We start from the raw sequence: 25,116 nt of genomic DNA on the forward strand, positions 1-25,116 counted from the left end.
TACCTAGTACATCACGGCGTAAATAAACATACCATTCCAAATCAGTGAAACGCTTACTCTGTCTTAATTTTGAATTTTGAATTTTGAATTTTGAATTGGTATTACCAATGGAGAATTCTACTAATTTGCTCTGGGAGATCCAGGGAGTTAAAGGGTTTGGTAATCACGCCACTCACGCCTAAATCATTAAACTGACGCTTTTCTGCTGTTTGTGCTTTAGCAGTTAACAGAATTACCGGAATTTGTTCGGTTTCTGAATGAGATTGCAGTTCTTTAAAGGTAGCTATACCATCCATATCTGGCATCATCACATCCAACAGAATTACATCAGGTTTTTGAGTTTGTGCAGTCTGGATACCTTCAAAGCCGGAACTAGCCGTGAATACTTCCCATCCCGCCGCCATTTTGATGCCGAATTGCACAACGGTTTGAATTGTTTCTTCGTCATCAATAATTAAAATTCGCTTTTCCATAAATTACCCCTCATGAAATCTGGGTGCTGTCAAGGGTAGGTAATGTGAAGGCAAAGGTACTGCCACAACCTGGAGTACTCTCAGCCCAAATTCTGCCGTTGTGCTGTTCAATAATTTTGCGGCAGATTGTTAACCCTAAACCAGTACCACCTTTTTTCCGGGAATCTGACGAATCGACTTGTTGAAATCGTTCAAAGATTCGTTCAAGTTGATCGGCGGGAATACCTTGCCCTTCGTCTCGTACCCGAAATACCACTTCTTTGGGGAAGTTTGGGGAAGTTTGTTCGGCTTCTACAGTCAGCCAAACAGTTCCCCCTGGTGATGAAAACTTGATAGCATTGCTAATTAAATTTGTTAAAGCTTGTAAGATATAATCGGCATCTGCCCAAACTGAGATATCTTGGGGTTGTTTAACTAAAGTGATTTCTTGCTGTTGTGCCATTGCTTGCATTGCCTCTGCTGCTTGGATCGTCAAATTAGCTGCATTACAGGCTTGACACTCCATGATCACTTTACCAGACTCAATGCGCTGTAAATCAAGGACATTGTTGACTAAGCGTACTAAGCGTTCAGTGCTATCATCGGCAATGCCTAGCATTTGTTGCCCTTCTGCGGAAAGATTGCCCAATCGCCCTGTAGCTAAGATTTTCAGGGCACTGTGCAAGGAAGTCAGGGGTGTGCGCAATTCATGACTGATGATCGAAATAAATTCATCTTTCATCCGTTCAATGGCTTTGCGATCGCTAATATCGCTACTTAAAGCGAAAAATCCCTTCACAGCATTCTGCTCATCAACATCAGGGATGTAAGTCACATCAACGGCTCGCGAACTGCCATCTTTTAAAACGATATCATTTTCATAGTTAACGGCTTGCCCAGATAAAGCTCTTTGTACATAAACTTGCATTCTGTGGTAGCAATCTTCGCCCCAAACCTGTTGCAGGTGAGAACCATAAATTTCTTTGGGGGATTGTCCCAGCCAATCTTGATATGCTTGATTGTTAAAGCGATATTGTTGGCGATCGTCTACATAAGCAATTAGTACAGGCAAGGCATTAGTTATTAAGCGCAGTTGCTCCTCACTCTGTCGTAACGCTGCTTCCGCCTGCATCCGCACGTTAATTTCCTCTTGTAACTCTGAAGTTCTGGCGGCGACTACTTCTTCTAAGCGTTCTAAAAGTTGAGCTTGAGATAAGGCAATACTAATTTGATCGGCTAACTGTTGCATCAATTCCAATTCAAAATCTACCCAATGGCGGTAGTTATTGCATTGATGGGCGATTAATAAGCCCCAAAGCTGATTTTGAGCGCTAGCATTGAGATTTTGGACGATGGGGACAATTAATTTCGCTTTAATCGCAAATTGATCGACAAATTCCACCAAACAATCTGCCAAACCAGCTGCCGGATCGTGAACATTCGCGATCGCTCTTACCCGTCCTTGAGCATACAATTGTTGATATTCCTGGGGAAAAACTTCTTGGGGAAATTCCAGATCCATGAGTGTGGGGTAATCTGGTAACACCGATTCGCTGATGGTTTTGCCTGTACCATCCGGCAATACATGATAAATTAGCACGCGATCGGCTTGGAGAATCCGTTGCACTTCCGTCACGGTGGTATGCAGAATTTCCTTGAGTTGTAACGACTGACGAATTTTCAGCGTCACTTCCGAAAACAATTCCACCCGTTGCTGTTGCTGGCGTAATTCCGCTTGCATCGATTCCCGACGCTGACTAATGTCTCGCAACAGCAGTAAATGACAACGGGGAAGAACATTTGGCGTTAAAGTATATTCCACCTCTCGCCGACGTTGGCTAGCAGATGCAACTAACAGTTCCCCAATCAATGATTCTTTTGGTAGACAACTCACAGACTTGAGTTGACGAGTAAATTCTGCAGTAATGAAATTAGATAAAGCTTGTCCTTGGAGTTGCTTGCGGGTTCGTCCGAGTAATTCACAAGCAGCAATATTTAGATCTAGGAAAAATCCGCGATCGTCAATTAGGGCGATCGCGTCACGGGCGTTTTTATATAAACTGTTGAGCAGACGCTTGTGAATGCGTCGTTTCTGTTTCGACTTTTTCCCGCCAAATAGCGATCGCTGCTTATAAGAACGTTTTGACACCTGCATCTATCTGCAAAAGGACTATTTTCATTCTTTACTGAACTTATCTAAAGTTCAAATGTGATTAAGTTAATGTTGGAAAATTTAACATTTTGGAATAGTCTTCAAATATCAAGCTAATAACATTACAAGTGTTAGCAAGCGATCGCAAAAGCGCAAAACTATAACTTTATTTACAACTAAATTAATTATGTTGATTTTTTGATTTTTTCGCGCCAAATTGTGATATCAAAACCGTAGATTCAATTTGATAGACTGAAAGCATTGATTAGGCTAAGTTGATCTATGACTGTTGCTATCAACCAAGCAATACAACAGAAGCCTCTCAGCTTTGAAGACTTTATCGCCAATTATGGTGACGAAAACCGCTATGAATTGATTGATGGAGAGGTATTTGACTTGGAACCAACAGGCTTGCATGAAGAAGTTGCAGCCTTGATTACTACCAAAATCTGCGTGCAAATCGACAGCGCAGACTTACCTTGGTTTGTCCTTCAGCGAGGACTCTTGCGCCCTGCTAACATTGGGATGACAGCATTTCGTCCAGATGTTGCATTTATCGATAGAAATGAACTTACCAAAGAACCGCTTTGGTACGATCAATCAATCCTAACGCTGGGAAGTTCGATTAAATTTGTTGCGGAAGTTGTGAGTAGCAACTGGCAAAATGATTATGCCCGTAAAGTTGAAGACTATGCAGTTTTAGGTATTCCCGAATATTGGATTGCTGACTACGCAGGTAATGGTGGTATTCGATATATCGGTAAACCCAAACAACCTACCCTCTCTATCTGTACTCTCGTGAATGGGGAGTATGAAATTCAACAGTTTAGAGATAATCAAACTATCGTCTTGCTGACTTTCCCAGAATTAAAATTGACGGCTGAACAGGTTTTACAGGCTGGTAAAATTATTTAAGCTCATACCAATTTGAACAAAGAAGACGACAGATTTTAGGGGCATAGCATTATTGCCCACCTGTGTCAACTTAACGCGAAACCCCCATTTCATCTAGCTCCCATGCTCTGCCTCAATTTATCAGCTTTCGAGGCAGCAGCCCACGAATATGCATTCCCAGCCTCCGGCTGGAAACGAGATAATCAAATTTGAATCCTATATGACAAATTACTAAAGTATAAGATAGAACTTTTAGAGGTGAGATTTTACTAGATGATATAGCAATGCAAGAAAGAACCGATGTGATTGAGTGTACAGATACAAAAATTATTATTAATAATTCTTATTCTCTAATATTAACTACTGTGCATACTATCTTATTTTGCTTTTTAATACTTTTTGGCATTTTTTTGGTTGCAACACCCCCTGCCAACCCTGACTCTTTTCAAGCATACTTAAGTTTATCAGGCTTCTTGTTAACTACACTTAAAGGTAATCCAGCTATTTTATGTGTGAAGCTTGCTGGTTTGTTTTGTATTTTGCTGAGTACTTTTGCATTATCTGTAAAAAAGCCCAACCTGGTAACCTTTGTCCGTGAACAAGCCAAGATTATAATTAGCGGACGTAGTTGGTTTGGCGTTATCCCCTATCAACAAGTTATTCCATTTAATCAAGTCGTTAGCAAGAATATTTCCAAAAATCACTCTGTTGTGATTTTACCATTAAAGTCTGGGAAAATGGTCTTTATTGGTAATATTGTTGAATTAAAAGTGATTGATGCAATTATTGCTATAGTTCAATACAAATCCTCTGAATAGTGCAGATCAGTATTGAGATATTATGAGGATAAAATCTTTAACTACAACTTTTGCTTGATTGCTAACATATTTGCGATCGCTGTAATTATCCTGAACCTAAATGCTTAATCAATTTCCAGGGCGAATGCTGCTCTCTCACAACTTTAATGTTTCTCCTGATACCATACCCGCCCTCAGTCGCGAAGAATTTGTGGAGGTTTTTCAATCAGGTTTGAGTGCCCATGAAAACCTAAAATGTAGACTGGTGAATCATCCCCATTGGACTGTAGAAATTTTATTCCCCACCAATGAATTTTCGCCGCAGCAAGTAGGCGAACTCTGTGCCCAAGCCCTAGCCGAGAAGCGGAGATTACAGCAATTAAGTACAGGAAATAAACCAGAAATTTTAGTTTTAGGTGGTATCAAAACAACTCCACCTACTAGTGATTCTCCTGATGCGTTGCAACCGGGCAACTGGGGTGTGGATGTAGTCGAAACTGCATCTGGCGAGGCATTTTTGCAGGCGATCGCCTGGGATGCTACCATTGCTCAAAAACCCGCAGATAGTATCTTCAAAGTTGAACTTAAGAAAGCTTAAGCAAATAATTACTAGTACTTTTGCAAGTCATCTTTGCTGGGTGAATCATTTTTTTACTTCTCTTCTTTACCTCTTTCTTAGCGCTCTTCGTGTCTTCGTGGTTCGTTTCTTTAGCCCTTAAAGTTGAGTTGTCAGAGTACTAGTTCGTAGTTCGTAATTAAAATCAAGACTAGCAAGCATACCAATCCAAGACTAATGATGGTTCAAGAAGCTCACAATAAGTTGTAACGTTGTAACTACGAACTACGAATTACGAATTACGAATTATTAATTACCAATGCCTTCTCTCAACGAAGATTTGATTCGCGCGATCGTTAAAGGTGATATTGCGACTGTAGAAAGCTTATTAGCCCAAGGTGCAGATGCTAATACCACCGGAGGCGTGACAGCCTTGGGAGCCAGTAATACAGCATTAATGTGGGCAGCTAGTGAAGGTTATTTCGAGATTGTGGAATTACTGCTAGCTCATAATATTGATATCAATGTCAAAAATCCCACAGGTTACACAGCCTTAATGTTTGCCGCAGAAGGCGATCGCCGCAATATTGTATCGTTGTTGCTAGATAGTGGTGCGACTATTGGCGATCGCAATTCCTATGGCGAGACTGTGCTGATGACAATGGCAAGACGCGGACAAACAGATATTGTGCAACGTCTAGTTAAAATGGGTGCTGAAATCAATGCCACCAATAACATCGGTGACACAGCCTTATACTTAGCAGCCGATAATGGGCATACATACACCGTCAAGGCATTAATTGAACTAGTAGCACAAGTAAATACAGAAAACCTCGGTGGTTGGACTCCCCTCATGATGGCAGCCGCCAGGGGCGATTTAGAAACTATGAAAATTTTGCTAGCACATGGCGCAGACTTTCGCCCCAAAAATCGCTGGGGTGCCACAGCCTTGAGTGAAGCCCGCAATTCCTTTCGTGCAGCGCAAGCAGCAGATTTATTAATCCAAGCAGGAGCGACAGAGTAGGACAATTGTAGAGACGCGATTCATCGCGTCTTTGATCAATGCCCAATGCCCAATGCCCAATGCCCCATGCCCCATGCCCAATAAATAATCATTTGTGCAAACCGAGTGCAAAAGTCTCTCATTTCATCAAGATTTACAAATCTTGATGCACATCTTTACTCGGTCGTAAGAAAATGATCATAACAAAGCGTATAAAACGCTAAGAAGCTTAATCGCCCAGGACATTACAACTTTCATGTTTATGGAAGCTGGAAATTTTGCTTGCAACAAATCAATCCCACGATTTGATTTACCTAGACGATTAATCTGAATTTAATTTACAAATTGAAACATTTTTCTTAAACTTTCGTTAACAGGAGAAACAGTTAATGCCATTTGGACCAGCTTCACGCTTGGGAGTTAGCCTCTTCGATGAAACCCCTCCCGTTGAGTGGGTACCAGGCCGCTCCCAAGAAGAAGCCGAAACATTCATTAAGGCAGTCTATCGGCAAGTATTGGGCAATGCCTATGTAATGGAAAGCGAGCGTCTCGTTGTGCCCGAATCGCAATTTAAGTTGGGTGAATTGAGCGTCCGCGAGTTTGTCAGAGCCGTGGCTAAATCCGAACTTTATCGTTCTCGCTTTTTCACCAGTTGTGCGCGCTACCGGGCGATTGAACTCAATTTTCGCCATTTATTAGGTCGGCCACCACTGGATTTAGAAGAAATGCGCGCCCACAGCACAATTCTAGATACTCAAGGGTTTGAAGCGGAGATTGATTCTTACCTCGACAGCGATGAGTATCAGTCCACCTTTGGGGAAAACATTGTTCCCTATATCCGAGGCTATAAGACAGAAGCTTGTACCAGCATGGTGCAATTTACCCATACCTTCCAACTGGTGCGGGGTGCTTCTAGCAGCAGCTTGAAGGGTGACTTGTCTGGTAAGGCTCCCAAGTTGAATGCCCTAGTGATTCAAGGTATTCCCACACCAGTAGTCTCACCTGCTAGTAAGGGTGCAGTGTTCTCTAGTCGTCCCACTGGTTCCGTTACTCGTCTGGGAGTCGATGGCAGTGCAGGTGGTAAAGTTTATCGCGTTGAAGTCACAGGTTATCGCGCCAAAACCTTCAACAGTATTTCCAAGTTCCGCCGTTCCAACCAAGTCTTTTTGGTGCCCTACGATAAGCTCTCCCAAGAATATCAACGGATTCACCAACAAGGCGGCGTAATTGCCAGCATCACTCCTGTCTAAACCAGCTGACAACTTAGCAAAATAGAGGAGATAGATTTCAATGACATCCCAGACAATTCTTGAACTTTGGCCGAATAGCAGCTTAGAGGAAGTTCAAACTATCATCCGTGCAGTTTACAAACAAGTTTTAGGCAACCCTCATGTCATGGAGAGTGAGCGGTTGGTGACAGCAGAATCACAATTGTGCGATCGCTCTATCTCTGTACGGGAATTTGTTCGCGCCGTTGCGAAGTCTGATTTTTATCGCAATCGCTACTTCTCGTCCTGCGCTCCCTATCGGTTTGTGGAACTGAACTTCTTACATTTGTTAGGACGCGCACCCCAAGATCAACGGGAAGTTTCCGAGCATATTGTTCGGACTGTAGCCGAAGGCTACGATGGGGAAATTGATTCCTACATCGATAGTAATGAATACGAAACAGCCTTTGGCGAAAACATCGTACCCTACTATCGCGGTAAGAATAGCGCTGCTAACTCCAAGCAAGTAGGCTACAACCGGATATTTGCCCTCGATCGCGGCCCTGCTCAAATTGACAGCGCGGTTAAATCTGCTCAATTGGTGTATGCTGTAGCCACCAACAGCGCCAATGCGATTCAACCCTCTTCATCAACTGTGATTGGTTCTGGCACAGAAAAACGGTTCAAAATTTTGGTCAAGGGTAGCAAATTTGATAGCCCCCGCCGCATTAGTACTACAGAGTACATTGTTCCAGCTAGTAAGATGACTCCACAAATTCAACGGATTAATCGGACTTCTGGCAAAATCATCAGCATTACTGAAATTGTTTAAGCTCATCCTGCCCCTTCTAGGGGCAGGATGAGCTTCAGTAGTCAGTAGTCAGTTGTTTTCTTTACCACTGACCACTGACCAATGACCAATGACGCGGCGGGGAGAGCAACCTCGCTACCCCTTGAAGGGGCAGGCTTCCCGCTGCCTTTGGTAATGTTTAACCGGGTGGGCAATGCCCACCCTCAATAATTAAGCTTTTTAATCAAAAATTGTGCCAAAAATCACTGAAAAATCTCCCATTGCAAACACCAAAGAGTTGATGAATATTACAGAGTTTGTGGCAAATTCTCTAGGGCGTTGGCGATCGCAACGCAGCGCCCATCATTTAGCATTCAGCCACTTTGAAGCCGTACAGTCCGAGATAGATATTATCGCTCTCCCAGAAGACGATCCAGCAGTGATTGACTTATGTAAAAGCTATAACATCGATCCGCAGACGGCAGTTTCCCCATTTCGCATGAGTTGGGAAGGGCAATCAGACTGGGATGACAATGAAATCAAAGGTAGCTGTATTCTCGTTCCCATTCCCGATCCTACCGATCCCCAACGCGGTAAACTCCTGCGCGATCAAGGCTATGCAGAAACCATCGCGGCTGCTGGCGACTATTACTTAACAGAAGACGGCACATTTGTCCTGACTACCGCCTACGATCGCGCCGCCGCCGAAGAAAAAATTTGGTTTGTTAACCCCAATGTACGTTGTCGGGTTTCCCTAATTAAAACCAGCGCTGGTTCGGGAGTTGTCACAGCTTCCTTTTCTTCAGAAATCCGCCAGGGTGTTCAAAGTTAAGTTAGCCATCCACCATAAAATCTCACACCAAAGCATGAAAATCTCTCTTAAGAGTCAACAGTCAACAGTCAACAATCAACGATAGATCCAAAAATACAGCACTAGTCATTTCTAGTCATATAGATACAACATCAAAACGTGCAGTTTCAATACATACTGATCGCGTTAGCTTTGCTATGTCATTTTTCACAAATTAAGGTCATCATTTGAAATTTTCATTCTCCTATTGTTTATTTATCCTCATTTAGTTATGACCTCTTCAATACCACATATTTGCGAAACTGTATCTAATGATTTAATTACCTTAGCTCGTTGGATGGCAGGTGATTTCAGCAATTATAAACAAGCATACGAAAACCCTAAAGATTACGCCCATATTCATGTTTTCTTTCGCCCTTTAGCCTTTGAATTCTTCTCAGGAATTGGGCTTTATTCCGAACAAGTTTATGACTATGATTTGTGGCGACCTTATCGACAGGGGGTACATCGTTTAGTCGATCAAGGCGACCAAATTTATATCGAAAATTACAGTTTAAAAAACCCTCTTTTATATGCTGGTGCAGCCCGCGAATTAAGCATTCTCAAAACTATCACCCCAGATTGTATAGAACGCCGATATCACTGCTCAATGATTTTCCAACGCGAGGGAGATAGATTTATTGGCGGTGTGGAACCGGGAAACTTATGCTTAATCGAAAAAAATGGCTGTCAGACTTATCTCCACAGTTACGTTGAAATCACGCAAACCACTTGGGTAAGCCTTGATAGAGGGCTGGATGTAAATACACACGAGCAGGTTTGGGGGTCTACCTTTGGGCCTTTGCGGTTTGAAAAAAAGGAGAGTTTCGCTGATGAAATTCCAAACATCCTATGAAACTTCTCTAGCCAATCTGGGCATTAAGCCGAATATGCTACCCCCAGAAGCACAGAAAAAAATGCAATGCTGGATTCGCAGCAGACATTTAATTTGTTCTGGCAACTTCTTTGTTTTTGAAACTGTAGATTACAGTGCGATTGAGCGTTTTTCTCAATGTGTGGGTGCCTTAGGAGGTACTGTGATTTCTGTCGATCCAATTGACAAAATTTGGATGGGCGCTCATCGTCAAGTAATTCTTTATCGGGCAAGAGCTAGTTTGCATACACCTTGCCACAATTTGAAACAATATTGGCTGAAATATGGAGGTTTTCGCACCCGATTTGATGAGCAAGTTTAATTGATTTGCTAGATATCAAATCAGATGAAGTCTACTAAGGTGTTGCATAATTGACACTCCCCCGCTAATGGGAGCATCCCAATTTTGACGCAATACCCTTCTAGGGTATTGCTATACCAACAAAGCCTGCCTTCGCAGGCTATCAAACTTTGAGCCTGCGAAGGCAGGCTTCGTATTTCTAGCCCCACCCTTATAGGGTGAGGGCGTTTTTGCACATTTGGGATGCTCCCCCTGCTAATTGCTTTCCTTTGGAACGCTCCGCAAACGCAATTTAGGGGGAGATTCTTGCTTCTCAGAAACACGCACTGCCTCTTTTTGGCACAGTTTTCGCGAAATGTGGGTAGTAATAATTAGCTTTGTGAGAGAGGTGAGGATGCAAAGTATGAGACCCATACGCCGAAAATTTCATCGCAGATATGGGTTCATTTTATGGAAAAGATGGGTAATTGCAAATGTAGTTGCAGAGATTTTCAATTGATTAATCATACAGTTAGGGGCACAATATTTTGTGCCCCTGGGATATCTGTGTATAATTTTATCGCGCTTCCCTAAATAGGTGAAAAACCGAGTAATTATTGAATACCTAGCAATTCCACTTCAAATACTAGGGTAGCATTAGGCGGAATTACACCACCAGCACCACGAGCGCCATAACCTAAATCTGGGGGGATAATTAACTTACGGCTACCACCAACTTTCATGGTGCTAAGTCCTTCATCCCAACCTTTGATGACTCGTCCAAGACCGAGCGGAAAGCTGAAAGGTTGACCGCGATCGCGCGAACTGTCAAACTTTGTACCATCAGTTAAAGTTCCGGTATAGTGAACTACAACCGTTTGTCCCTTTTTTGGAGTCTCCCCGGTTCCTTCTTTTAGTTCAACATATTGCAGCCCAGAATCGGTAGTCACGGTATTGGCGTCAGACATAATATTGCTCGCAATCAAATTATTGTTTTCAGTAATAGTAGTGGGTGCTGGTGCAGTGTCAGTGAGATTAGCCGCAATAGCAGAGTCCTGTTTACTACCAATTTGCGCTAATACTAACACCACAACACATACCAGCATTAACCCAACGCTGAGTAAAATCGCTTTCAAAATTAAGCCTCCCTATATGGCTAATGTGTCTCAGTTTGACTAACAGGACACAATTAGTAAATCACAAAGGATGTCTTAACGCCAAAGCTTATTTTCTAAATCCCGTACTTGCCGTTCTAAACGATCGATTCTACCGCGTAATTCATCTACTTCTGATTGTCGCGCTACGCCTAAATCTTGCATCATGTTCCGCATTTGTCGTTGCATTTGCGCTTCCCAAGTTCCCTGTTCCGATCGCAACTGCTGTGCAATATCATCCATTACAGCTTTGGCTTGTTCAGGATTGAGCTTACCATCTTTAACCAGTTCGTCGCCCACTTGTCGCAGTTTATCTGCTACTAAAGATGTTGTACCAATACCAAGCATTAATAACTGCTGCATCCAATTGTTATTATCCATACTCCCTTCCTGTGAAATTATTTCAACCCAGCCTACCCTTGCGCTTGTGTATATGCAATTGAGCTATGCTAAAAAAAGCGTAGCTATTCTAGCCTACAACTCTATTTTGGCAAATTGGCAAGAGTAAAGAATAGAAGTAGGTGTGGTTATTACGAAACGGGTATGAGGGGCTAGGGGTTAGGGAAGGGAAGGAGGACAAGGGGGACAAGGGGGACAAATGACTGAAGTCAAGAGTCTATTTCAGTAGACTTGAGCTTTGTCCTTGGGAATTCATTCCCAGGCGGGTGAAAAAGCTTACACCGACAATTACAGCATATTTCAGGTAAATTAGGTACGTGCTTCGGGGCATGGCAGTGCCAGTGCCCCTACAATCAACGATAACAGGACTTAAGCAACTGGCAATCTGCTGTATGATGTTAAGGTAAGCTGCGCAACACTTACAAAAAAGGCTAGCTGAAAGCCCTTGAGGAACAGGCGCACAGCGCCGTCCAAGCGTACTTTAGGCAAGGGATGAAAGCTGCCGGAAGCCCTTTAGGGCTGAGTGATGTTTTCTCTTTTTGGTTCTGGCAGGGTATCAATCAATTCTTCTACTATTTGAGTAATTGTTTTCTCTTTTTCCACTGCTAATAAACGCAACTTATTAAGTCTGCGCTCGGTAATCCGAATATGTAAATCTTTTTTCATTATTTGTGCACATAATGCGAACATATTTATGTGAGTATATATTTAGTAAAAAAAACAAGGAGGTGATTAAACTTGCTAACAAACTATGTATACAAACTCAGACCAAATGCAACACAATCAACAAAAATGAGTAATTGGGTAGATATGCTCAGAAGTCACTATAACTGGTGTCTTAATGACCGATTAACCCAATATGCTCAACAATTTATTATGGGTGAATATTGTGATATAAGGACTAAAGCTGAAGCTTGTCCGCTTACTTGTTTTGTTAGCAAGAATGGTGCAACGGGTGAACCTTGGAAAGAAAGTAAAATCGATAAAAAAGGTAATCCTGTAAATCCACGCCGTAATGCTGGAATGATTCAAGATGCTGCACTACCAGAGCTTAAAAAAGCTAGACCTTGGTTTGCTGGCATTGACTCAACAGCGTTGCAACAAAATATTAAAAGACTAGATAAAGCCTATGAGAACTTTTTTGACGGTCGTGGATTCCCAAAATTCAAAAATCGTTCTAATTTCACATCTTTCACGATGACGATGGGTATTAAAATCCAGAAAAATAAAATCTATCTACCCAAATTAGGCTGGATGAGATTTTATCATTCTCGTCAAATACCCGATGGATTCACAATAAAAGCAGCAACAATTCGCAAGCGTCAAGATGGTTGGTACATATCATTAAGAATTGAAGATAAAACCATACCTGACTATGTTTCTAGTCCATTGACTAATGTTAAATCAATCCTTGGTTGTGATTTAGGCTTAACAAAATTGGTACATCTTTCTGATAATTCTCAAATTGATAATCCAAGGTTTGCAACCAACAAAAAGACAAGACGCACTTTAAAACTACGTCAGCGTCGTATTAGTCGCAAAGTCAAAGGTAGTGTTAACCGCAAGAAAGAAACCAAAAAAATAGGCAGACTTCATAAGAAAATCGCTGATAAGCGTCAAGCTAGAGAGTGGAAAGTTGCGAATAAAATAATTTCTAGAAATGTTGATGCAATTGCTATTGAAGATTTAAATGTATCAGGGATGATGAGACGCTGCAAAGTTAAAGTAGACTCAACTACTGGCAGGTTTTTAAGCAATGGTCAATCTAGAAAGAAAGCATTAAATCGGTCTATTTCTGATGCAAGTTGGAGTGATTTGACTTTAAAAATTGAGTATCTGGCTGCAAAGCAAGGAAAGGTCGTAATTAAGGTTAATCCTAAGCACTCTAGCCAAGAATGCCGTAATTGTGGTCATGTGGACAAATCTAATAGAGACGGTGAAAAATTCATCTGTGTTAAATGTGGACACATGACACATGCTGATATTGGAGCGGCTAAAACCATCAGAGATAGAGCATTTGATATGGTACGTGGGGACTCCGCGAAACCTAAACGCCCGAAACAACGTAAGGAGAAATCAACACGCACTCCCGTGCAAACGTGTTGAGCCTGGGAACCTGAGCAATCAGGATATTAAGACAGCGATGTTTTAAGAATCTCCGTGGCGTAGCAAGGGAGAGTGTCAATTAGGCGCTGTAAAACCTGCTTTTTCTGCCGTAGCGGTATCTTTAAAACAGATATCTGGTTTCACTTTGGCATAATCAGGAAACTTCGTAGTGTGATAGATATTTCCTCGCTTTGCCGTAGCTTTCCCCTTAATAGGTGCGTTGCTAGGACAAGTAGTTTCATCTTGAGGTTTTACGCCTAACTTTTGTGCATCTGCGGAAATCGCTGTATTAGTTCCCGTGGCGGAAGTTTCTCCTTTTTTATCAGGCTTAACTTGAGAAACCGCCGTTGGTTTTTCGGCATTATTATTAGCAGATTCTTCTGATTTACCACCACAACTAGCTAACATTAAAACGCTTAACAATGTTAGCCCAATTCCAAATTTACGTAGTGTAATTTTTGCGCTCATGAAATATTTAATCCAACAATTCAAGTGTTATTTTCAGCAGATAGAGGTTGTTTAAAAAGTATTTTGTGACGCTTTTGATAAATTCTTGCTTGCCTATTTAATCTGAAAATATTTCTTTATAAATCTCGTTAAATGGCTTGCTGTCAACAAGATGACTTTTAAAACATCCTCTGCTACCTCTGCTTAAACCGGGGGATATTTTTGATTTACAAATCCCTTATCCAACTGTCACTTCGTTGGTAGCTACTTCGGTTGCACCACTGACGCCAGCAGCAACTTCAGCCAATTGACTCAAAGTATCTGCATCGGGTACTTTCCCTCTTAAAACTACTTTAGTTCCTAATTGAGCAACGTAAATTGTATTAATACTATCGAAACGACGATCTTCATCAAAAGCCAAGGCAACTCTTTTGGCTAAACCACTTTGGTCATATTCTCCATTTAATCCCATTCTTTCAATAGGAATTGTTTCACCTTCAGCAGAATTCTCAGCTACTAAAGTAGGCTCAGGATTTACTTGAGCATTTTCTGGTTTTTCCATACCAAAAAGTCTTTGTAACCAGCCCATAATGTATTTTCTCCAATGCTAAATCTTGAATTTACGCAAGTTTTTGAATTTACGCAAGTATTTTAACTTATTTTGAATTTAGATTGATTGTAGCCAATATTATCCAAATGAATGTTGAAAAAATTATTTATCTCAAGGATGCACATATCAACGAGATATTTAAATTATGACAAATCCAAGATTAAGTCAATGATTGTTATTTTTTGTTAAAAATTAGAGCCAATTTATTGACGTTTCCAGGCAAATCTTGGTTAATTTTATATTCTGTAATATTCAGTTTATAGAAAATATCTATGAACAAATAAAAATAATTAAATAAAACTTATAAAAAATTATTGTCTAGTCAATAGTCAAGAGTCAATAGTCAACAGTCCATAATTTTAATGACCAATGACCAATGACCAATGACCAATGACTAATGACCAAATTAATTAACGATCGCAGTTAGGGTGTTAAAGAAGTCAGGGTAAGAAATCGCTGCTGCTTCGGCGCGGTGAATGGTGGTGATTCCGCTAGTGACTAAAGCGGCGATCGCTAAACTCATGGCTATGCGATGATCTGTATGGCTATCAACATCAGTCCCGACTAAAGCAGTACCGCCTGTAATTTCCATCCCATCGGGGAGTTCGGTAACCTTAGCACCCATTTTATTGAGTTGCTGCGCCATCACGGTAATGCGATCGCTTTCTTTAACTCTTAACTCCTCTGCATCGCGAATAATTGTTGTTCCTTCGGCAAAGACGGCTGCTACTGCCAAAATCGGAATTTCATCAATCATTCTCGGTATAATATCGCCAGCAATCGTGCAGCTTTTTAAACTACTGGAACGCACTCTGATATCCGCTACTGGTTCCCCTGCGACTTCTCGCTGATTTTCCAGTTGAATATCTGCGCCCATCATTGCTAAAGCTTCTAAAATCCCGGTGCGAGTAGGATTCACGCCAACGTTTTCTACCACTAATTCCGAACCAGGAACAATTGCACCTGCAACTAACCAAAAAGCGGCGGAACTAATATCGCCAGGAACTATAACTTTTTGTCCGTAAAGTTGGGCTGGCCCGGTAATCGTCACGCTGTTGGTGTCTGGATCTATACTCAGTTCCGCACCAAACGCCCGTAACATCCTTTCGCTATGATCGCGGGAAAGGGCTGGTTCTGTTACCGTAGTTTTACCGTCAGTTGCTAGCCCTGCGAGTAAAATACAAGACTTCACTTGTGCCGATGCAATGGGAGAATGATAGTGAATTGGTTTAAGCGCTTGTCCTTGAATCGCTAGGGGTGCGAGAGAATTTCCTTTGCGTCCCCAAATTTGCGCGCCCATTTCTTGTAAAGGTTTCACTACACGGGACATAGGACGCGATCGCAAAGAAGCATCACCTGTTACAGTAAAAAAGCGCCCTGGATGGGAAGCCAAAAGTCCCAACATCAGACGCAGTGTAGTGCCAGAATTACCAGCATTCAATACGTCAACTGGTTCTTGTAAATTTCCCAGCCCAATACCTTTAACCTTGACTAAATCCGTATTTAGTTCCGAAATTTCCGCGCCCATAGCTTGAAAACAACTAGCAGTGCTGCGCGGATCTTCTCCTAAAAGCAGACCTTGAATTTCCGTTTCACCTTGGGCTATAGCGCCCAACATTAAAGCACGATGAGAGATAGACTTATCACCGGGAATCCGAATCCGACCTTGCAAGGATAAACCAAAGGGAGGTCGCTGGATAATTAATTTTTGCGAAAGATCTGTTTGCGTTTCTTGGGTTATTACAGCAGCCGACATTAGGATACACTGGCTTTTGAACACAATGGAAGTAAATCAGCGACTGCTTGTATTGCAGTAGTTGACTTCCTTCCTAGTATCCTATCGCCTTTTGTTCTATGAAACTTAATCAAATCTTCAAAAAGTGGTCAATGGTCAATGGTCATTTGTCATTAGACCGTTGACTGTTGACCGTTGACTGTTGACTATCCGCTATACTAAATTCGGTTATCTTAAGATTATTTACAATATATTCAATAAATTTACTTTTAAATTAGCTTTCCTGATAAAAATAACAGTTTTTGCTCGATCAATTCGTGCCCTAACTATTTTGATATTTATTTATCTCCCTTACCAAATAAGCAGATTCAGTTAATATCTAAGCATGTTTTATTGTTTAGTTTCTGACCCGGACTGCTAGATACCCTGGTGTTGATTTTTTGTTGTTCAATAGCTTTTAGCCCTTATCGCTCCCATGCTGACCCATCACCGCAAGCCTGTGTGCTTATCACTAATTTCCACCGACCTACCAGTTTGGTCTGTTGTGGAAACCGCCGGAACATTGTATCAAAAAGATACTGACCGTTTTCATTTACTCTTGACTGCACCGCCTTTAATTAGTTGCGAAATCATAAATTCTCAAAATACCGAGGACACACCTCCGCAAAAACGGAGTAGTGCTTATGCACCCAGCAGTCCCAGGATTTTGTGGTTAGAGATTTCCCCATATCGGGTAATAATGACCATGCAAGGTAACGCTCAAGTAAGTTATCGTCACTTCTGGGAACAGGGTGTTTATGGTGTTAGTCGTTACTGGTTACCAACAGAGTCATTGCAACCTAATGAGCCTATCCGTCTGCGGAATTTCACAACTGCTATGGTTCTCACTGGCAAATCTTTACCAGAGCATTTGCGGATAGAATACGAATTATGGGCAGACAAAGTGCAATTAGGACGGTACATCCTTAATTTAGAAATCAAGCACTAATCGTAAATTTATCTTCACCCTCACCCAGTTAAAAATCATTGTGAGGGTGAATTTTTCAGTAAGTAGTCAATGGTCAGAGACGCGATTAATCGCGTCTGTACAATTGTCATTAGTCCTGCTTCCCTAGCCCCTAGCCCCTAGCCCCTAGCCCCTACCAAAATAACTAGGCGCATTCCCGGCTTTCCATTTAATATTGCAGCCAATGCTAGGTTTTTGCTCATCTGACACAGATTTACCCGCTAGTACCGCTTCAATAGCTGCACGTAAATCCGCGCCTGTGACAGGTTTACCATTACTCGGTCGGCTATCATCTAATTGTCCGCGATATACAAGTTTCTGTTCCCGATCAAATACAAAAAAATCAGGGGTACAAGCGGCTGTATAAGCCTTGGCTGTTTCTTGGCTTTCGTCATAGCACACAGGAAATTTTAAACCCAGTTCTATCGCCATTGCTTTTAACGATTCTGGCGCATCATCTGGATAATTTTCCGCATCATTCGCACTAATAGCAATTATACCTAAATCACTATTTTCATAGTCAGTTCCTAACAGCGCCAATTGCTGTTGAATATGCTTTACAAAAGGACAATGGCGACAAATAAACATGACCAATAAGGCTTTTTTATCAGCAAAATTAGCCAAAGAAATTACTTTACCAGATACTACTTCTGGTAGATGAAAATCTGGGGCAATAGTGCCTATTGGCAACATTGTTGAAGCAGTTAAAGCCATAATTTACCGGATGAGATTTCCCTAATAGATAATACCAATTGAAAAACAATGCAACAAATTGTAGGGGCAAGGCAATGCCCATTTGTGTCAACTTAACGTGAAACCCTTGCCAAGACTCGATGAGCAAATTCCATCCCCTACCATAAAGCTTCGGGTTACCCCACCCCAGTTTTGTCTAAAGCCAAAACTTCCCCTCCCCGTTTACGGGGAGGGGTTAGGGGAGGGGTAAAACGCTTGTGGGGTAAGTGTTTGAACTTAAGTTGACACGTATGGGCAATGCCTTGCCCTCTAGAATAGATTGATGTGTCGCAAAAATTATTTGAATGGGTATAACAAAATAAAAGCACAACAATGTTGTGCCATATCTGTTTACTTAATTTACTGGAAAGAGGCTAGATTTTCAAATATTCTTCACTACCACAACTTGGTTAAAGCCATGTGGGTTAAAGTCTCCAAAAGAATAGGTAGAAAAGAAAAAGTCACCTGTCAATGGGTCAATTGCTGCGCCAATAGGGCCGTCAATTCCAGTTAAAAAGTCTTGGCGGCTGCTGCTAATGGGATCGCCATTTTCATCTATGCTGTAAACGGCAACTTTATCAGCATCTTGCTCTGTCATTAAGATGCGCTGACTCTTAAATTCTGGCATGGAACCAGACACATAAACAAAAGCATCTGTACCTCCACTGAGCGTGACTGATTTAGTTGCGGGTGCTATGTTCCAAGTCCCTGCGCCATCAGCAGACACAGTGGTGTCATAAAAAGTACTGGTATCGTAGGAGGTAATTTTTAACCGCCCAGCACCAGGAAAACCTTGAGGTACAAAAGTTAACCCACCTGTAGAGGCGTCAAAACCCAAATCGTTTAAATCGATTTGCTTGTCAGCGCTAGAACTACCAGTTTTGATTTGCCCTACTGTATTGTCATTCCATGTGGTATAGAATAAGACATTATTAGGGCCAAAGCCTAAACCTGCATCAATTAAACCACCATTTAACCCAGGTGCAGTAGCTAATAAGTTAGCTGTGCCTGTAAATCCAATAATATGATTATTAGCATCTCGTTGGAGTGCGATCGCATAAATTTGGCTATTTTCTCCCTGAGGTGTAGAACCAATAAACAAAGTATTGGGATCGTCTGCTTTAAAAGCCAATCCCACATAAGGAGTTGGTAATCCTGGTACTTCCCCAAGACTCTTGACAGTGTAAGCACTATTAAAGGGAGCAGCCAAAGTCATAAATTGGCTAAATTGTTGAGCGTAATCGATTAATTTTTTACCAGATTCTGTCTTACGCCATTCTTTTTGGGAATTAATCAGTGCATCTAAGGGAGATGTTTTCCCTGTCGCTCCCTTAATTTGAAAAATCAGATCGTTATAATCCCAGTCAGAACCTTGAGATGCAAGGATATCTTCAACACCAAAAGTTGCACCTTTATCTGTTCCCTGTCCAAGTTGGGCAAAGTGAACAGATTTGTCTGTATTCGCATTAGCAATCGAAAATATAGCAATTTTATCTTTAGGAGAATCAACCAGTTCGCTAATTTTTCCATTAGGTAATAGTAGAAAAGCAAACTGCTCCCCAGGATTCATAGCAAAGCTTTTTTCGCCTAAAAAGCTACCATCATTTTTCTCACTTTCTCCGAAGTCGCCACTAAATTTAGCACCTTCTGTAGAATCGGTAATAGCAAGATAACCAGCTACAGAATTGCTCAGAATCCGACGGGCAGATTCTTGAATAAATTCCATCGAACCAAGTTGTAAACTTTCCATCCCCTTCAAACTGAAGAGGCCAAGTTCTCCATGATAACTGCCACTATCAGCTAAAAATTCAATTTTGGCTTGCCCATCAAGCCCGACATTAAACACACCAGGATCTAAAAAAGACATTGTTTAAAAATGTTGAGCCTTACTCGCAAAAACATCTCAATTTTTATCATGCAAAATTCGACTAAAATTTTAGGTAGCAATTTACAGTACAGTGTAATCTTGCAACTAAAATTCAAGTCAAGCATGAATACAGACAGGATTTAATTGATAAATCTGCTGTTACTTAAAGATTGATATTTAAATCTAGCAAAAAAAAGTCTAGATAATATTTAGGAGATCTACGCAATTATTTGTGAATATATTATTGTTTTACGAAATAATTTCGGTATTCACAGAGATAGGTTATATAGATAAAACTCAGGTACTAAAAATACAACACTTTCTGTAATAAACAACGCTTCCTGGAAAACAAGCAGTATTTTATTTATTTTATAGAATATTATTTTTGTTTGATTCTATTCAGAAATAACGATTATTGCGCGGCATCACTTAACAAAATATTCTATCCTTCTTAAGAAAATTTCCTAGTTAAATTATATCAATTCAAATAATGTTTACGACACATCAATATATTCTAGAGGGCATGGCACTGCCATGCCCCTACCGTCTGTCGCATTCTTTTTTCAAATTGGTATTAGAACTATATTTAGAGCTTTATTAATATTAGAACCCTGACTTCTCACCAAAGTTAGGGTTCTTGTTTATCACAAATTCTTGGGAATCACTCGATAAAAATTAAAATTACTATTTACAAATTTGCTAAAAGACCAACAATACCGTGTCCTGTAACAACTTCTAAGACTATTAGAGACACAAAACCAATCATTGCTAAACGACCATTGAGGAGTTCTGCATAGGGTGTAAAGCCAGTGCGTAGACGCGAAGCGGCTTGTCGCCAGACATCGCCTTGCTCATCCACATATACCTTTGGTTCAAGGGCAAAGTTGTTCATTAAACCTTGGTCATCAACGATGGAAGTATTTGTACGCATAAGATTTTCCCGCTTTGATTTACTATGTAACGAAGTGTAACGCATATGGTTAACTTTTGTAAATAAAAATTTCAGAGATCGCCGTTTAGAATACGCCAAACTCCTGCTACACAAAGGTTTTAGTAATATTTATATTTATGAGAGATGTAACGAGCAAACAAATTCTTTACGTCTCAGGTAAAATTTGGTAGCAAAACTTTTCTGTAAAACTAGCCCTAATTGTGATTGAATAGTGTGCTGGGAATTTTTCGGAATTTGAGCCAACAATGATAGGAACGGGCCAGGCAACCCAATTTGAATACAAACCACTGCACAAGCCTAACCAGCTAATTTATGGTCAAGGTCAAACAGCAGTGATTACAGGGTGGACTGTAAAGGCGAGTGTTGCCAAACATTTACAACCACAAGATTATGCAGTGATAGGGCAACTATACTCACCCACAAGAGGGTTAAATTTACTACTTCGGAATTTGTTATTTAATCCTCATGTCCGCTATTTAGTGGTGCTGAACGCTACAAAAGAAGACAAAAATGCAGGGGCGTGTGAGTGCTTATTAGATTTTTTCCGTAATGGCTTTGAAGAAGGTTTAAGTGATACTGGGCGTAAATGCTGGGTAATTAACTCTAAGATTCCAGGTTACGTTGATATAGAAATTGATGTGAATGCTTTAAAACATCTGCGGCATTCTATAGAGTTTAAAGAAGCAAATTCGATTACAGAAGTAGTTGATATAGTTAAATCTTTTGCCCAAAGAGAAGCATTAGAACCTTGGGGTTCGCCGTGGGAATTTCCCATGTCTACCATTGAACCGACAGTTTTACCAGGGACACGCTATGGGCATCGGATTGAAGGTAAAACTATAGCTGAAACTTGGGTAAAAATTATTCATCGCATTAAAACAACTGGAACAATTCGACCCACTGGCTATGATGGTAAATGGCAAGAATTAATTGATTTGATGGCAGTTGTTACTGATGAGCCAGAGAATTTTTATTTCCCTGAACCTAATTATTTACCGATTGATCGTAATTTTTTAGAAGAATACATTTGCCAAATTTTAGATGATGCACCTTACCGAGAAGGGTTGAAATATACCTATGGTCAACGTTTACGTTCTTGGTTTGGAAAAGACCAAATTGAGCAAGTGATTCACAAATTAATAGGAGAAATTGACGCTGCAAGTGCAGTCATGAATTTATGGGATGTAAAAGACCATGATAAAGGTGGTAGTCCTTGCTTGAATCACATTTGGCTGCGAGTTGTAGATAATGAATTATCACTAACTGCGACTCTCAGAAGTAATGATATGTTTGCGGCTTGGCCTGCAAATGCAATGGGATTGAGAGCTTTACAAAAACATATTAGAGATGAGATTGCCAAACGTTCTGAATATAACTTGAAAATGGGGCCATTGATGACCCTCAGTCAGTCGGCTCATATATATGATGATACTTGGAGCAATGCTGAACAGTTGATTCAACAACAATATGCTGCAATTTGTAGAAAAATAGATTACTACGATCCAGCAGGAAACTTCTTAATTGAAATTGTGGAAGATAAGCTTGTTGTTACACACACAACTCCCGGTAGTGGAGAAGTTGTAGGTTGCTATTCCGGTAAAGATGCATTGAAATTAGTGAGAGAAATTTGTGCAGCTTCACCTTCTATACGTCCAGATCATGCTGGATATTTAGGTATGGAATTACAAAGGGCTGCTGATTGCTTAAAAACTGGCAATAAATATATTCAGGATAGTAAATAATGGCTTTAGATGAGCAAAGACCAACATGGGATGAGTACTTTTTGATGTTGGCTAAGTTAGCAGCTACTCGCTCAACTTGTCTAGCTTTTCCTGTAGGCGCTGTAATTGTGAAAAATAAGCAAGTAGTAGCCACAGGTTATAATGGCTCACCATCAGGTTCAGCTCACTGTACTACTCAAGGATATTGTTATCCAGGTCTAAGTAGTTGTGATGCTAGTAAGACTTTACCATCGAGGGCTGTACACGCGGAAGCCAACGCGATCGCCCAAGCTGCAAAATATGGAATCTCGACAGAAGGTGCAAGTATTTATGTAACTTTAGAACCTTGTTTGTCTTGTTTAAAGTTAATTATCTCCGCAGGAATTAAAGAAGTATTTTATGAAACTTCTTTTAACAGTGGAGAAAAAGCTTTAGTCAGAGATTCCTTTGTGAATGAAGGTTTAGTTATACTGAAACCAGTTCAACTTTCTGAAGCCACAGCAAAAAGAGCAGCTTCATTTATACTCTTATCCACCTCTGTTGCTAGTTATGACATAGTGAATAATTCCTAACACCGAAAAAACAATAACTATTTTCATTGATTATGTTTAGTGATATAGATATTAAGAAGCAAATAGAAGAGAGAAAAACAATTCTCTAAAAGGGATATCTATCGCTCCGTTTGAAGAAAAGTATTTAACTCCAGTTGGTTATGACTTGAGAGTAGGCGTTAAAGGATTTTCTTGGAGAAATAAGCGAGAAATTGATATAGAACAAGAAAAAATTATTGAGATTAAACCCAACGATACCGTCATAATTGAAACTTTAGAATCTATCAGTCTTTCTAAAGAAATAGGAGCTACAATACATGCAATGGTTTCAAAGTCAGTAATTTATGGTTTATCTCACATTTCAACTACTATCGATCCTGGATGGACAGGTAAACTTTTAATATCAATTCATAACTTCCGAGATAATTCTGTAGAGCTTCGATTTCGAGATTCTTTCTGTACAGTCTGTTTTTATAGAGTTGAATCTGAGTCAACAGCAATATTAGGAAGACCTATTGATAGGGATGATATTTGGGAGAGACTCCTAGAAATTGCTAAGGAAGAAAAAGATAGACAGGCTAGAGAAACACAAATCAAAAAAGAAAAAGAAAAAACAGAAGATAGAATTCGGATTACCTTAATGGTAGTGTTCATCTTGTTAACTTCGTTTATCGGTCTTCAAGTTTCTTTCAAAGATGCTGCCTTAGGTGCTTCGTTGGCTGCCTTTCTAGCTGTAGTCAGCCCTAGTATAATCGAGTTGTTAAAGCCTAAATAATTAATTATTGCTATGAATATAACAAAGACGCGCGTATACATATCTGGCGCGTTAACTGGAATTGATAACTTAGCTGAAATTAGAGCTTTCTATGAAAATATTGGCTTAATTTGTAAAGATATAGGACTTCAAACTTATGTACCGCATTTGAATACCGATCCTGTTCTTCATGCAAATATTACTCCGCAACAAGTGTTTGAAACAGACAAGCATCATGTTAGTGAAGGTGATTTAGTAATTGCTTATATTGGCTATCCCTCACTGGGAGTGGGTATGGAACTAGCCTATGCAGAAATAAACAGCATTCCGATTATTCTCTTATACGAAATCGGTAAGGAAATATCAAGATTCCCTCGTGGTATACCAACTATTTTTGCCGAGATTAAGTTTAGTAACTATGATGATGCATTTACTCAAATCAAGACAGTTGTAGAGCAGTGGAGATGCCAACATCTAACAAAATCGGCATCACCTCCTTCATACTCCACCTAAAAATTGCCATAGCAATTCATAGTTTGTTAAAGTGACATTTATTACTTCACGAGCTAAGGGCTATGACTGCGCCGGATTTCGGTAATTTGATCAGCTACATCCAACAGGGATTTTGGCATATCTGGCCCGGTGAGGATGATATCAACATGGGAAGGACGTTTGGCTAAGAATGCTAAAACTTCGCTTTCTGGAATTAAATTAAAGTTAATCGCTAAACTTAATTCATCTAAAACAACGAGAGAATACTGATTCTCACATACTACCTTTTGTGTATGTTGCCACAATTTTTGTAAAGCTTCGTTTTCTGCATCATCTAACTGTGGTGTATCGATACAACGAGGTAAATCGCAACGAATCCAATCTAAATTTTGCCCCAATTGAATTGGTCTTTCATGCCCTTGACGAATGCCACCTTTGAGAAATTGTACAACTAACACTGGCGTGCCTTGTCCGGCAATTCTCAGTGCTTGCGCCATAACAGTTGTGAAAAAGTTACGGTGTGAGCTAGTGAAAACTTGTACTAGCCCTTCAATGGGGGATGGTAAATTAAGGGTTGAATTTACACTTGAGGTATCTAACTGAGCTACCATAAAACGAAGTTTAAAATATTACAAATTCACAAAGAGTTTTTGCTGAAACAAGCGATCGCTAATTAACCTGTATAATCAATTAGATTTTCACACATGTATTTTATTGAGCCAGTTGCATTTTTA

Annotated in this window: 27 protein-coding genes; 15 read left to right on the forward strand and 12 right to left on the reverse strand. The window is 40.4% G+C overall.

Going from position 1 to position 25,116, the window contains the following annotated elements; genetic code table 11:
* Nucleotides 1-101 precede the first annotated feature (101 nt).
* Nucleotides 102-473: a response regulator gene (locus tag H6G08_RS03315; RefSeq protein ID WP_190538865.1), complete on the reverse strand. Its 372-nt coding sequence runs from the start codon at nucleotides 471-473 to the stop codon at nucleotides 102-104.
* 10 nt (nucleotides 474-483) lie between these two features.
* Nucleotides 484-2,601, reverse strand: a complete 2,118-nt coding sequence (locus H6G08_RS03320; RefSeq protein ID WP_313941046.1) for an ATP-binding protein — start codon at nucleotides 2,599-2,601, stop codon at nucleotides 484-486.
* A gap of 285 nt (nucleotides 2,602-2,886) precedes the next feature.
* Here H6G08_RS03320 and H6G08_RS03325 point away from each other — a divergent pair, with 285 nt between their 5' ends.
* The 9 genes from H6G08_RS03325 to H6G08_RS03365 all read left to right on the forward strand — a co-directional run bounded on the left by H6G08_RS03325 (nucleotide 2,887) and on the right by H6G08_RS03365 (nucleotide 9,898).
* On the forward strand, nucleotides 2,887-3,519 hold the full coding sequence (locus H6G08_RS03325; protein WP_190538867.1) for a Uma2 family endonuclease: 633 nt from the start codon (nucleotides 2,887-2,889) through the stop codon (nucleotides 3,517-3,519).
* A gap of 263 nt (nucleotides 3,520-3,782) precedes the next feature.
* The gene (locus H6G08_RS03330) at nucleotides 3,783-4,316 is read left to right on the forward strand and encodes a hypothetical protein (protein ID WP_190538868.1); all 534 of its coding nucleotides are present in this window, start codon (nucleotides 3,783-3,785) and stop codon (nucleotides 4,314-4,316) included.
* A 100-nt stretch (nucleotides 4,317-4,416) separates the two neighbouring features.
* Nucleotides 4,417-4,893, forward strand: coding sequence for a DUF2656 domain-containing protein (locus H6G08_RS03335; RefSeq protein WP_242046047.1), 477 nt, complete (start codon nucleotides 4,417-4,419; stop codon nucleotides 4,891-4,893).
* 277 nt (nucleotides 4,894-5,170) lie between these two features.
* Nucleotides 5,171-5,875 (forward strand): ankyrin repeat domain-containing protein, encoded by a 705-nt coding sequence (locus H6G08_RS03340; protein WP_190538869.1) that lies wholly within the window; start codon nucleotides 5,171-5,173, stop codon nucleotides 5,873-5,875.
* Between the two features lie 368 nt (nucleotides 5,876-6,243).
* Nucleotides 6,244-7,104 (forward strand): phycobilisome linker polypeptide, encoded by an 861-nt coding sequence (locus tag H6G08_RS03345; RefSeq protein WP_190538870.1) that lies wholly within the window; start codon nucleotides 6,244-6,246, stop codon nucleotides 7,102-7,104.
* Nucleotides 7,105-7,144: 40 nt separating this feature from the next.
* Nucleotides 7,145-7,894: a phycobilisome rod-core linker polypeptide gene (locus tag H6G08_RS03350; protein WP_190538871.1), complete on the forward strand. Its 750-nt coding sequence runs from the start codon at nucleotides 7,145-7,147 to the stop codon at nucleotides 7,892-7,894.
* Between the two features lie 211 nt (nucleotides 7,895-8,105).
* The gene (locus tag H6G08_RS03355) at nucleotides 8,106-8,684 is read left to right on the forward strand and encodes a phycobiliprotein lyase (RefSeq protein ID WP_313941053.1); all 579 of its coding nucleotides are present in this window, start codon (nucleotides 8,106-8,108) and stop codon (nucleotides 8,682-8,684) included.
* Nucleotides 8,685-8,934: 250 nt separating this feature from the next.
* The gene (locus H6G08_RS03360; protein ID WP_190538872.1) at nucleotides 8,935-9,558 is read left to right on the forward strand and encodes a chromophore lyase CpcT/CpeT; all 624 of its coding nucleotides are present in this window, start codon (nucleotides 8,935-8,937) and stop codon (nucleotides 9,556-9,558) included.
* A complete protein-coding gene (locus H6G08_RS03365) occupies nucleotides 9,536-9,898 on the forward strand; it encodes a CpeR family transcriptional regulator (protein ID WP_242046048.1) in 363 nt (120 codons plus the stop codon). The genes H6G08_RS03360 and H6G08_RS03365 overlap by 23 nt, the downstream gene beginning before the upstream one ends.
* Before the next feature lie 572 nt (nucleotides 9,899-10,470).
* Here the strand turns inward: H6G08_RS03365 and H6G08_RS03370 are convergent.
* The 3 genes from H6G08_RS03370 to H6G08_RS03380 form a co-directional block, all read right to left on the reverse strand.
* Nucleotides 10,471-10,992: an FKBP-type peptidyl-prolyl cis-trans isomerase gene (locus H6G08_RS03370; RefSeq protein ID WP_190538873.1), complete on the reverse strand. Its 522-nt coding sequence runs from the start codon at nucleotides 10,990-10,992 to the stop codon at nucleotides 10,471-10,473.
* 75 nt (nucleotides 10,993-11,067) lie between these two features.
* Complete coding sequence (locus H6G08_RS03375) at nucleotides 11,068-11,391, reverse strand: phasin family protein (protein ID WP_096641866.1); 324 nt, start codon at nucleotides 11,389-11,391, stop codon at nucleotides 11,068-11,070.
* 531 nt (nucleotides 11,392-11,922) lie between these two features.
* On the reverse strand, nucleotides 11,923-12,075 hold the full coding sequence (locus H6G08_RS03380; protein ID WP_190538914.1) for a hypothetical protein: 153 nt from the start codon (nucleotides 12,073-12,075) through the stop codon (nucleotides 11,923-11,925).
* Nucleotides 12,076-12,147: 72 nt separating this feature from the next.
* On the opposite strand from H6G08_RS03380, the gene H6G08_RS03385 reads away from it, so the two are divergent.
* On the forward strand, nucleotides 12,148-13,515 hold the full coding sequence (locus tag H6G08_RS03385) for an RNA-guided endonuclease InsQ/TnpB family protein (RefSeq protein WP_190538874.1): 1,368 nt from the start codon (nucleotides 12,148-12,150) through the stop codon (nucleotides 13,513-13,515).
* Nucleotides 13,516-13,590: 75 nt separating this feature from the next.
* On the opposite strand, the gene H6G08_RS03390 is transcribed toward H6G08_RS03385, so the two are convergent.
* The 3 genes from H6G08_RS03390 to aroA all read right to left on the reverse strand — a co-directional run bounded on the left by H6G08_RS03390 (nucleotide 13,591) and on the right by aroA (nucleotide 16,328).
* A complete protein-coding gene (locus tag H6G08_RS03390; protein WP_190538875.1) occupies nucleotides 13,591-13,983 on the reverse strand; it encodes a sunset domain-containing protein in 393 nt (130 codons plus the stop codon).
* 217 nt (nucleotides 13,984-14,200) lie between these two features.
* Nucleotides 14,201-14,551, reverse strand: a complete 351-nt coding sequence (locus H6G08_RS03395) for a BON domain-containing protein (RefSeq protein ID WP_190538876.1) — start codon at nucleotides 14,549-14,551, stop codon at nucleotides 14,201-14,203.
* A 427-nt stretch (nucleotides 14,552-14,978) separates the two neighbouring features.
* The gene (gene aroA, locus H6G08_RS03400) at nucleotides 14,979-16,328 is read right to left on the reverse strand and encodes a 3-phosphoshikimate 1-carboxyvinyltransferase (RefSeq protein ID WP_190538877.1); all 1,350 of its coding nucleotides are present in this window, start codon (nucleotides 16,326-16,328) and stop codon (nucleotides 14,979-14,981) included.
* 454 nt (nucleotides 16,329-16,782) lie between these two features.
* Here aroA and H6G08_RS03405 point away from each other — a divergent pair, with 454 nt between their 5' ends.
* Nucleotides 16,783-17,295 (forward strand): hypothetical protein, encoded by a 513-nt coding sequence (locus tag H6G08_RS03405; RefSeq protein WP_190538878.1) that lies wholly within the window; start codon nucleotides 16,783-16,785, stop codon nucleotides 17,293-17,295.
* A 144-nt stretch (nucleotides 17,296-17,439) separates the two neighbouring features.
* Here H6G08_RS03405 and H6G08_RS03410 read toward each other — a convergent pair whose 3' ends face one another.
* The 3 genes from H6G08_RS03410 to H6G08_RS03420 all read right to left on the reverse strand — a co-directional run bounded on the left by H6G08_RS03410 (nucleotide 17,440) and on the right by H6G08_RS03420 (nucleotide 20,843).
* The gene (locus H6G08_RS03410; protein WP_190538879.1) at nucleotides 17,440-18,027 is read right to left on the reverse strand and encodes a thioredoxin family protein; all 588 of its coding nucleotides are present in this window, start codon (nucleotides 18,025-18,027) and stop codon (nucleotides 17,440-17,442) included.
* 400 nt (nucleotides 18,028-18,427) lie between these two features.
* Nucleotides 18,428-19,912, reverse strand: coding sequence for a DUF4114 domain-containing protein (locus H6G08_RS03415; RefSeq protein ID WP_190538880.1), 1,485 nt, complete (start codon nucleotides 19,910-19,912; stop codon nucleotides 18,428-18,430).
* Nucleotides 19,913-20,600: 688 nt separating this feature from the next.
* The gene (locus H6G08_RS03420) at nucleotides 20,601-20,843 is read right to left on the reverse strand and encodes a CAB/ELIP/HLIP family chlorophyll-binding protein (RefSeq protein WP_190538881.1); all 243 of its coding nucleotides are present in this window, start codon (nucleotides 20,841-20,843) and stop codon (nucleotides 20,601-20,603) included.
* A 266-nt stretch (nucleotides 20,844-21,109) separates the two neighbouring features.
* Between H6G08_RS03420 and H6G08_RS03425 the strand changes: the two genes are divergently transcribed.
* The 4 genes from H6G08_RS03425 (at nucleotide 21,110) to H6G08_RS03440 (ending at nucleotide 24,403) form a co-directional block, all read left to right on the forward strand.
* A complete protein-coding gene (locus tag H6G08_RS03425) occupies nucleotides 21,110-22,606 on the forward strand; it encodes a thymidylate synthase (protein ID WP_190538882.1) in 1,497 nt (498 codons plus the stop codon).
* Complete coding sequence (locus H6G08_RS03430; protein WP_190538883.1) at nucleotides 22,606-23,157, forward strand: deoxycytidylate deaminase; 552 nt, start codon at nucleotides 22,606-22,608, stop codon at nucleotides 23,155-23,157. The genes H6G08_RS03425 and H6G08_RS03430 overlap by 1 nt, the downstream gene beginning before the upstream one ends.
* Nucleotides 23,158-23,302: 145 nt before the next feature.
* On the forward strand, nucleotides 23,303-23,911 hold the full coding sequence (locus H6G08_RS03435; RefSeq protein WP_199322343.1) for a dCTP deaminase domain-containing protein: 609 nt from the start codon (nucleotides 23,303-23,305) through the stop codon (nucleotides 23,909-23,911).
* A gap of 12 nt (nucleotides 23,912-23,923) precedes the next feature.
* Nucleotides 23,924-24,403 carry an XRE family transcriptional regulator gene (locus tag H6G08_RS03440; protein WP_190538884.1) on the forward strand — a complete coding sequence of 160 codons (480 nt, stop codon included), beginning with the start codon at nucleotides 23,924-23,926 and terminating at the stop codon, nucleotides 24,401-24,403.
* Between the two features lie 53 nt (nucleotides 24,404-24,456).
* Here the strand turns inward: H6G08_RS03440 and H6G08_RS03445 are convergent, their stop codons facing one another.
* Nucleotides 24,457-24,993, reverse strand: coding sequence for a P-loop NTPase family protein (locus H6G08_RS03445; RefSeq protein ID WP_190538885.1), 537 nt, complete (start codon nucleotides 24,991-24,993; stop codon nucleotides 24,457-24,459).
* Between the last annotated feature and the right edge of the window lie 123 nt (nucleotides 24,994-25,116).

The organism is Calothrix anomala FACHB-343, assembly GCF_014696435.1.
GTDB classification, from domain to species: domain Bacteria; phylum Cyanobacteriota; class Cyanobacteriia; order Cyanobacteriales; family Nostocaceae; genus Aulosira; species Aulosira anomala_A.

Excerpts from the sequence above, each read along its gene's own strand:
- H6G08_RS03315 (WP_190538865.1), bottom strand. The coding sequence starts at position 473 with ATGGAAAAGCGAATTTTAATTATTGATGACGAAGAAACAATTCAAACC.
- H6G08_RS03325 (WP_190538867.1), top strand. The coding sequence starts at position 2,887 with ATGACTGTTGCTATCAACCAAGCAATACAACAGAAGCCTCTCAGCTTT.
- H6G08_RS03330 (WP_190538868.1), top strand. The coding sequence starts at position 3,783 with ATGCAAGAAAGAACCGATGTGATTGAGTGTACAGATACAAAAATTATT.
- H6G08_RS03335 (WP_242046047.1), top strand. The coding sequence starts at position 4,417 with ATGCTTAATCAATTTCCAGGGCGAATGCTGCTCTCTCACAACTTTAAT.
- H6G08_RS03340 (WP_190538869.1), top strand. The coding sequence starts at position 5,171 with ATGCCTTCTCTCAACGAAGATTTGATTCGCGCGATCGTTAAAGGTGAT.
- H6G08_RS03345 (WP_190538870.1), top strand. The coding sequence starts at position 6,244 with ATGCCATTTGGACCAGCTTCACGCTTGGGAGTTAGCCTCTTCGATGAA.
- H6G08_RS03350 (WP_190538871.1), top strand. The coding sequence starts at position 7,145 with ATGACATCCCAGACAATTCTTGAACTTTGGCCGAATAGCAGCTTAGAG.
- H6G08_RS03360 (WP_190538872.1), top strand. The coding sequence starts at position 8,935 with ATGACCTCTTCAATACCACATATTTGCGAAACTGTATCTAATGATTTA.
- H6G08_RS03365 (WP_242046048.1), top strand. The coding sequence starts at position 9,536 with ATGAAATTCCAAACATCCTATGAAACTTCTCTAGCCAATCTGGGCATT.
- H6G08_RS03375 (WP_096641866.1), bottom strand. The coding sequence starts at position 11,391 with ATGGATAATAACAATTGGATGCAGCAGTTATTAATGCTTGGTATTGGT.
- H6G08_RS03380 (WP_190538914.1), bottom strand. The coding sequence starts at position 12,075 with ATGAAAAAAGATTTACATATTCGGATTACCGAGCGCAGACTTAATAAG.
- H6G08_RS03390 (WP_190538875.1), bottom strand. The coding sequence starts at position 13,983 with ATGAGCGCAAAAATTACACTACGTAAATTTGGAATTGGGCTAACATTG.
- H6G08_RS03395 (WP_190538876.1), bottom strand. The coding sequence starts at position 14,551 with ATGGGCTGGTTACAAAGACTTTTTGGTATGGAAAAACCAGAAAATGCT.
- aroA (WP_190538877.1), bottom strand. The coding sequence starts at position 16,328 with ATGTCGGCTGCTGTAATAACCCAAGAAACGCAAACAGATCTTTCGCAA.
- H6G08_RS03405 (WP_190538878.1), top strand. The coding sequence starts at position 16,783 with ATGCTGACCCATCACCGCAAGCCTGTGTGCTTATCACTAATTTCCACC.
- H6G08_RS03410 (WP_190538879.1), bottom strand. The coding sequence starts at position 18,027 with ATGGCTTTAACTGCTTCAACAATGTTGCCAATAGGCACTATTGCCCCA.
- H6G08_RS03415 (WP_190538880.1), bottom strand. The coding sequence starts at position 19,912 with ATGTCTTTTTTAGATCCTGGTGTGTTTAATGTCGGGCTTGATGGGCAA.
- H6G08_RS03420 (WP_190538881.1), bottom strand. The coding sequence starts at position 20,843 with ATGCGTACAAATACTTCCATCGTTGATGACCAAGGTTTAATGAACAAC.
- H6G08_RS03425 (WP_190538882.1), top strand. The coding sequence starts at position 21,110 with ATGATAGGAACGGGCCAGGCAACCCAATTTGAATACAAACCACTGCAC.
- H6G08_RS03430 (WP_190538883.1), top strand. The coding sequence starts at position 22,606 with ATGGCTTTAGATGAGCAAAGACCAACATGGGATGAGTACTTTTTGATG.
- H6G08_RS03440 (WP_190538884.1), top strand. The coding sequence starts at position 23,924 with ATGAATATAACAAAGACGCGCGTATACATATCTGGCGCGTTAACTGGA.
- H6G08_RS03445 (WP_190538885.1), bottom strand. The coding sequence starts at position 24,993 with ATGGTAGCTCAGTTAGATACCTCAAGTGTAAATTCAACCCTTAATTTA.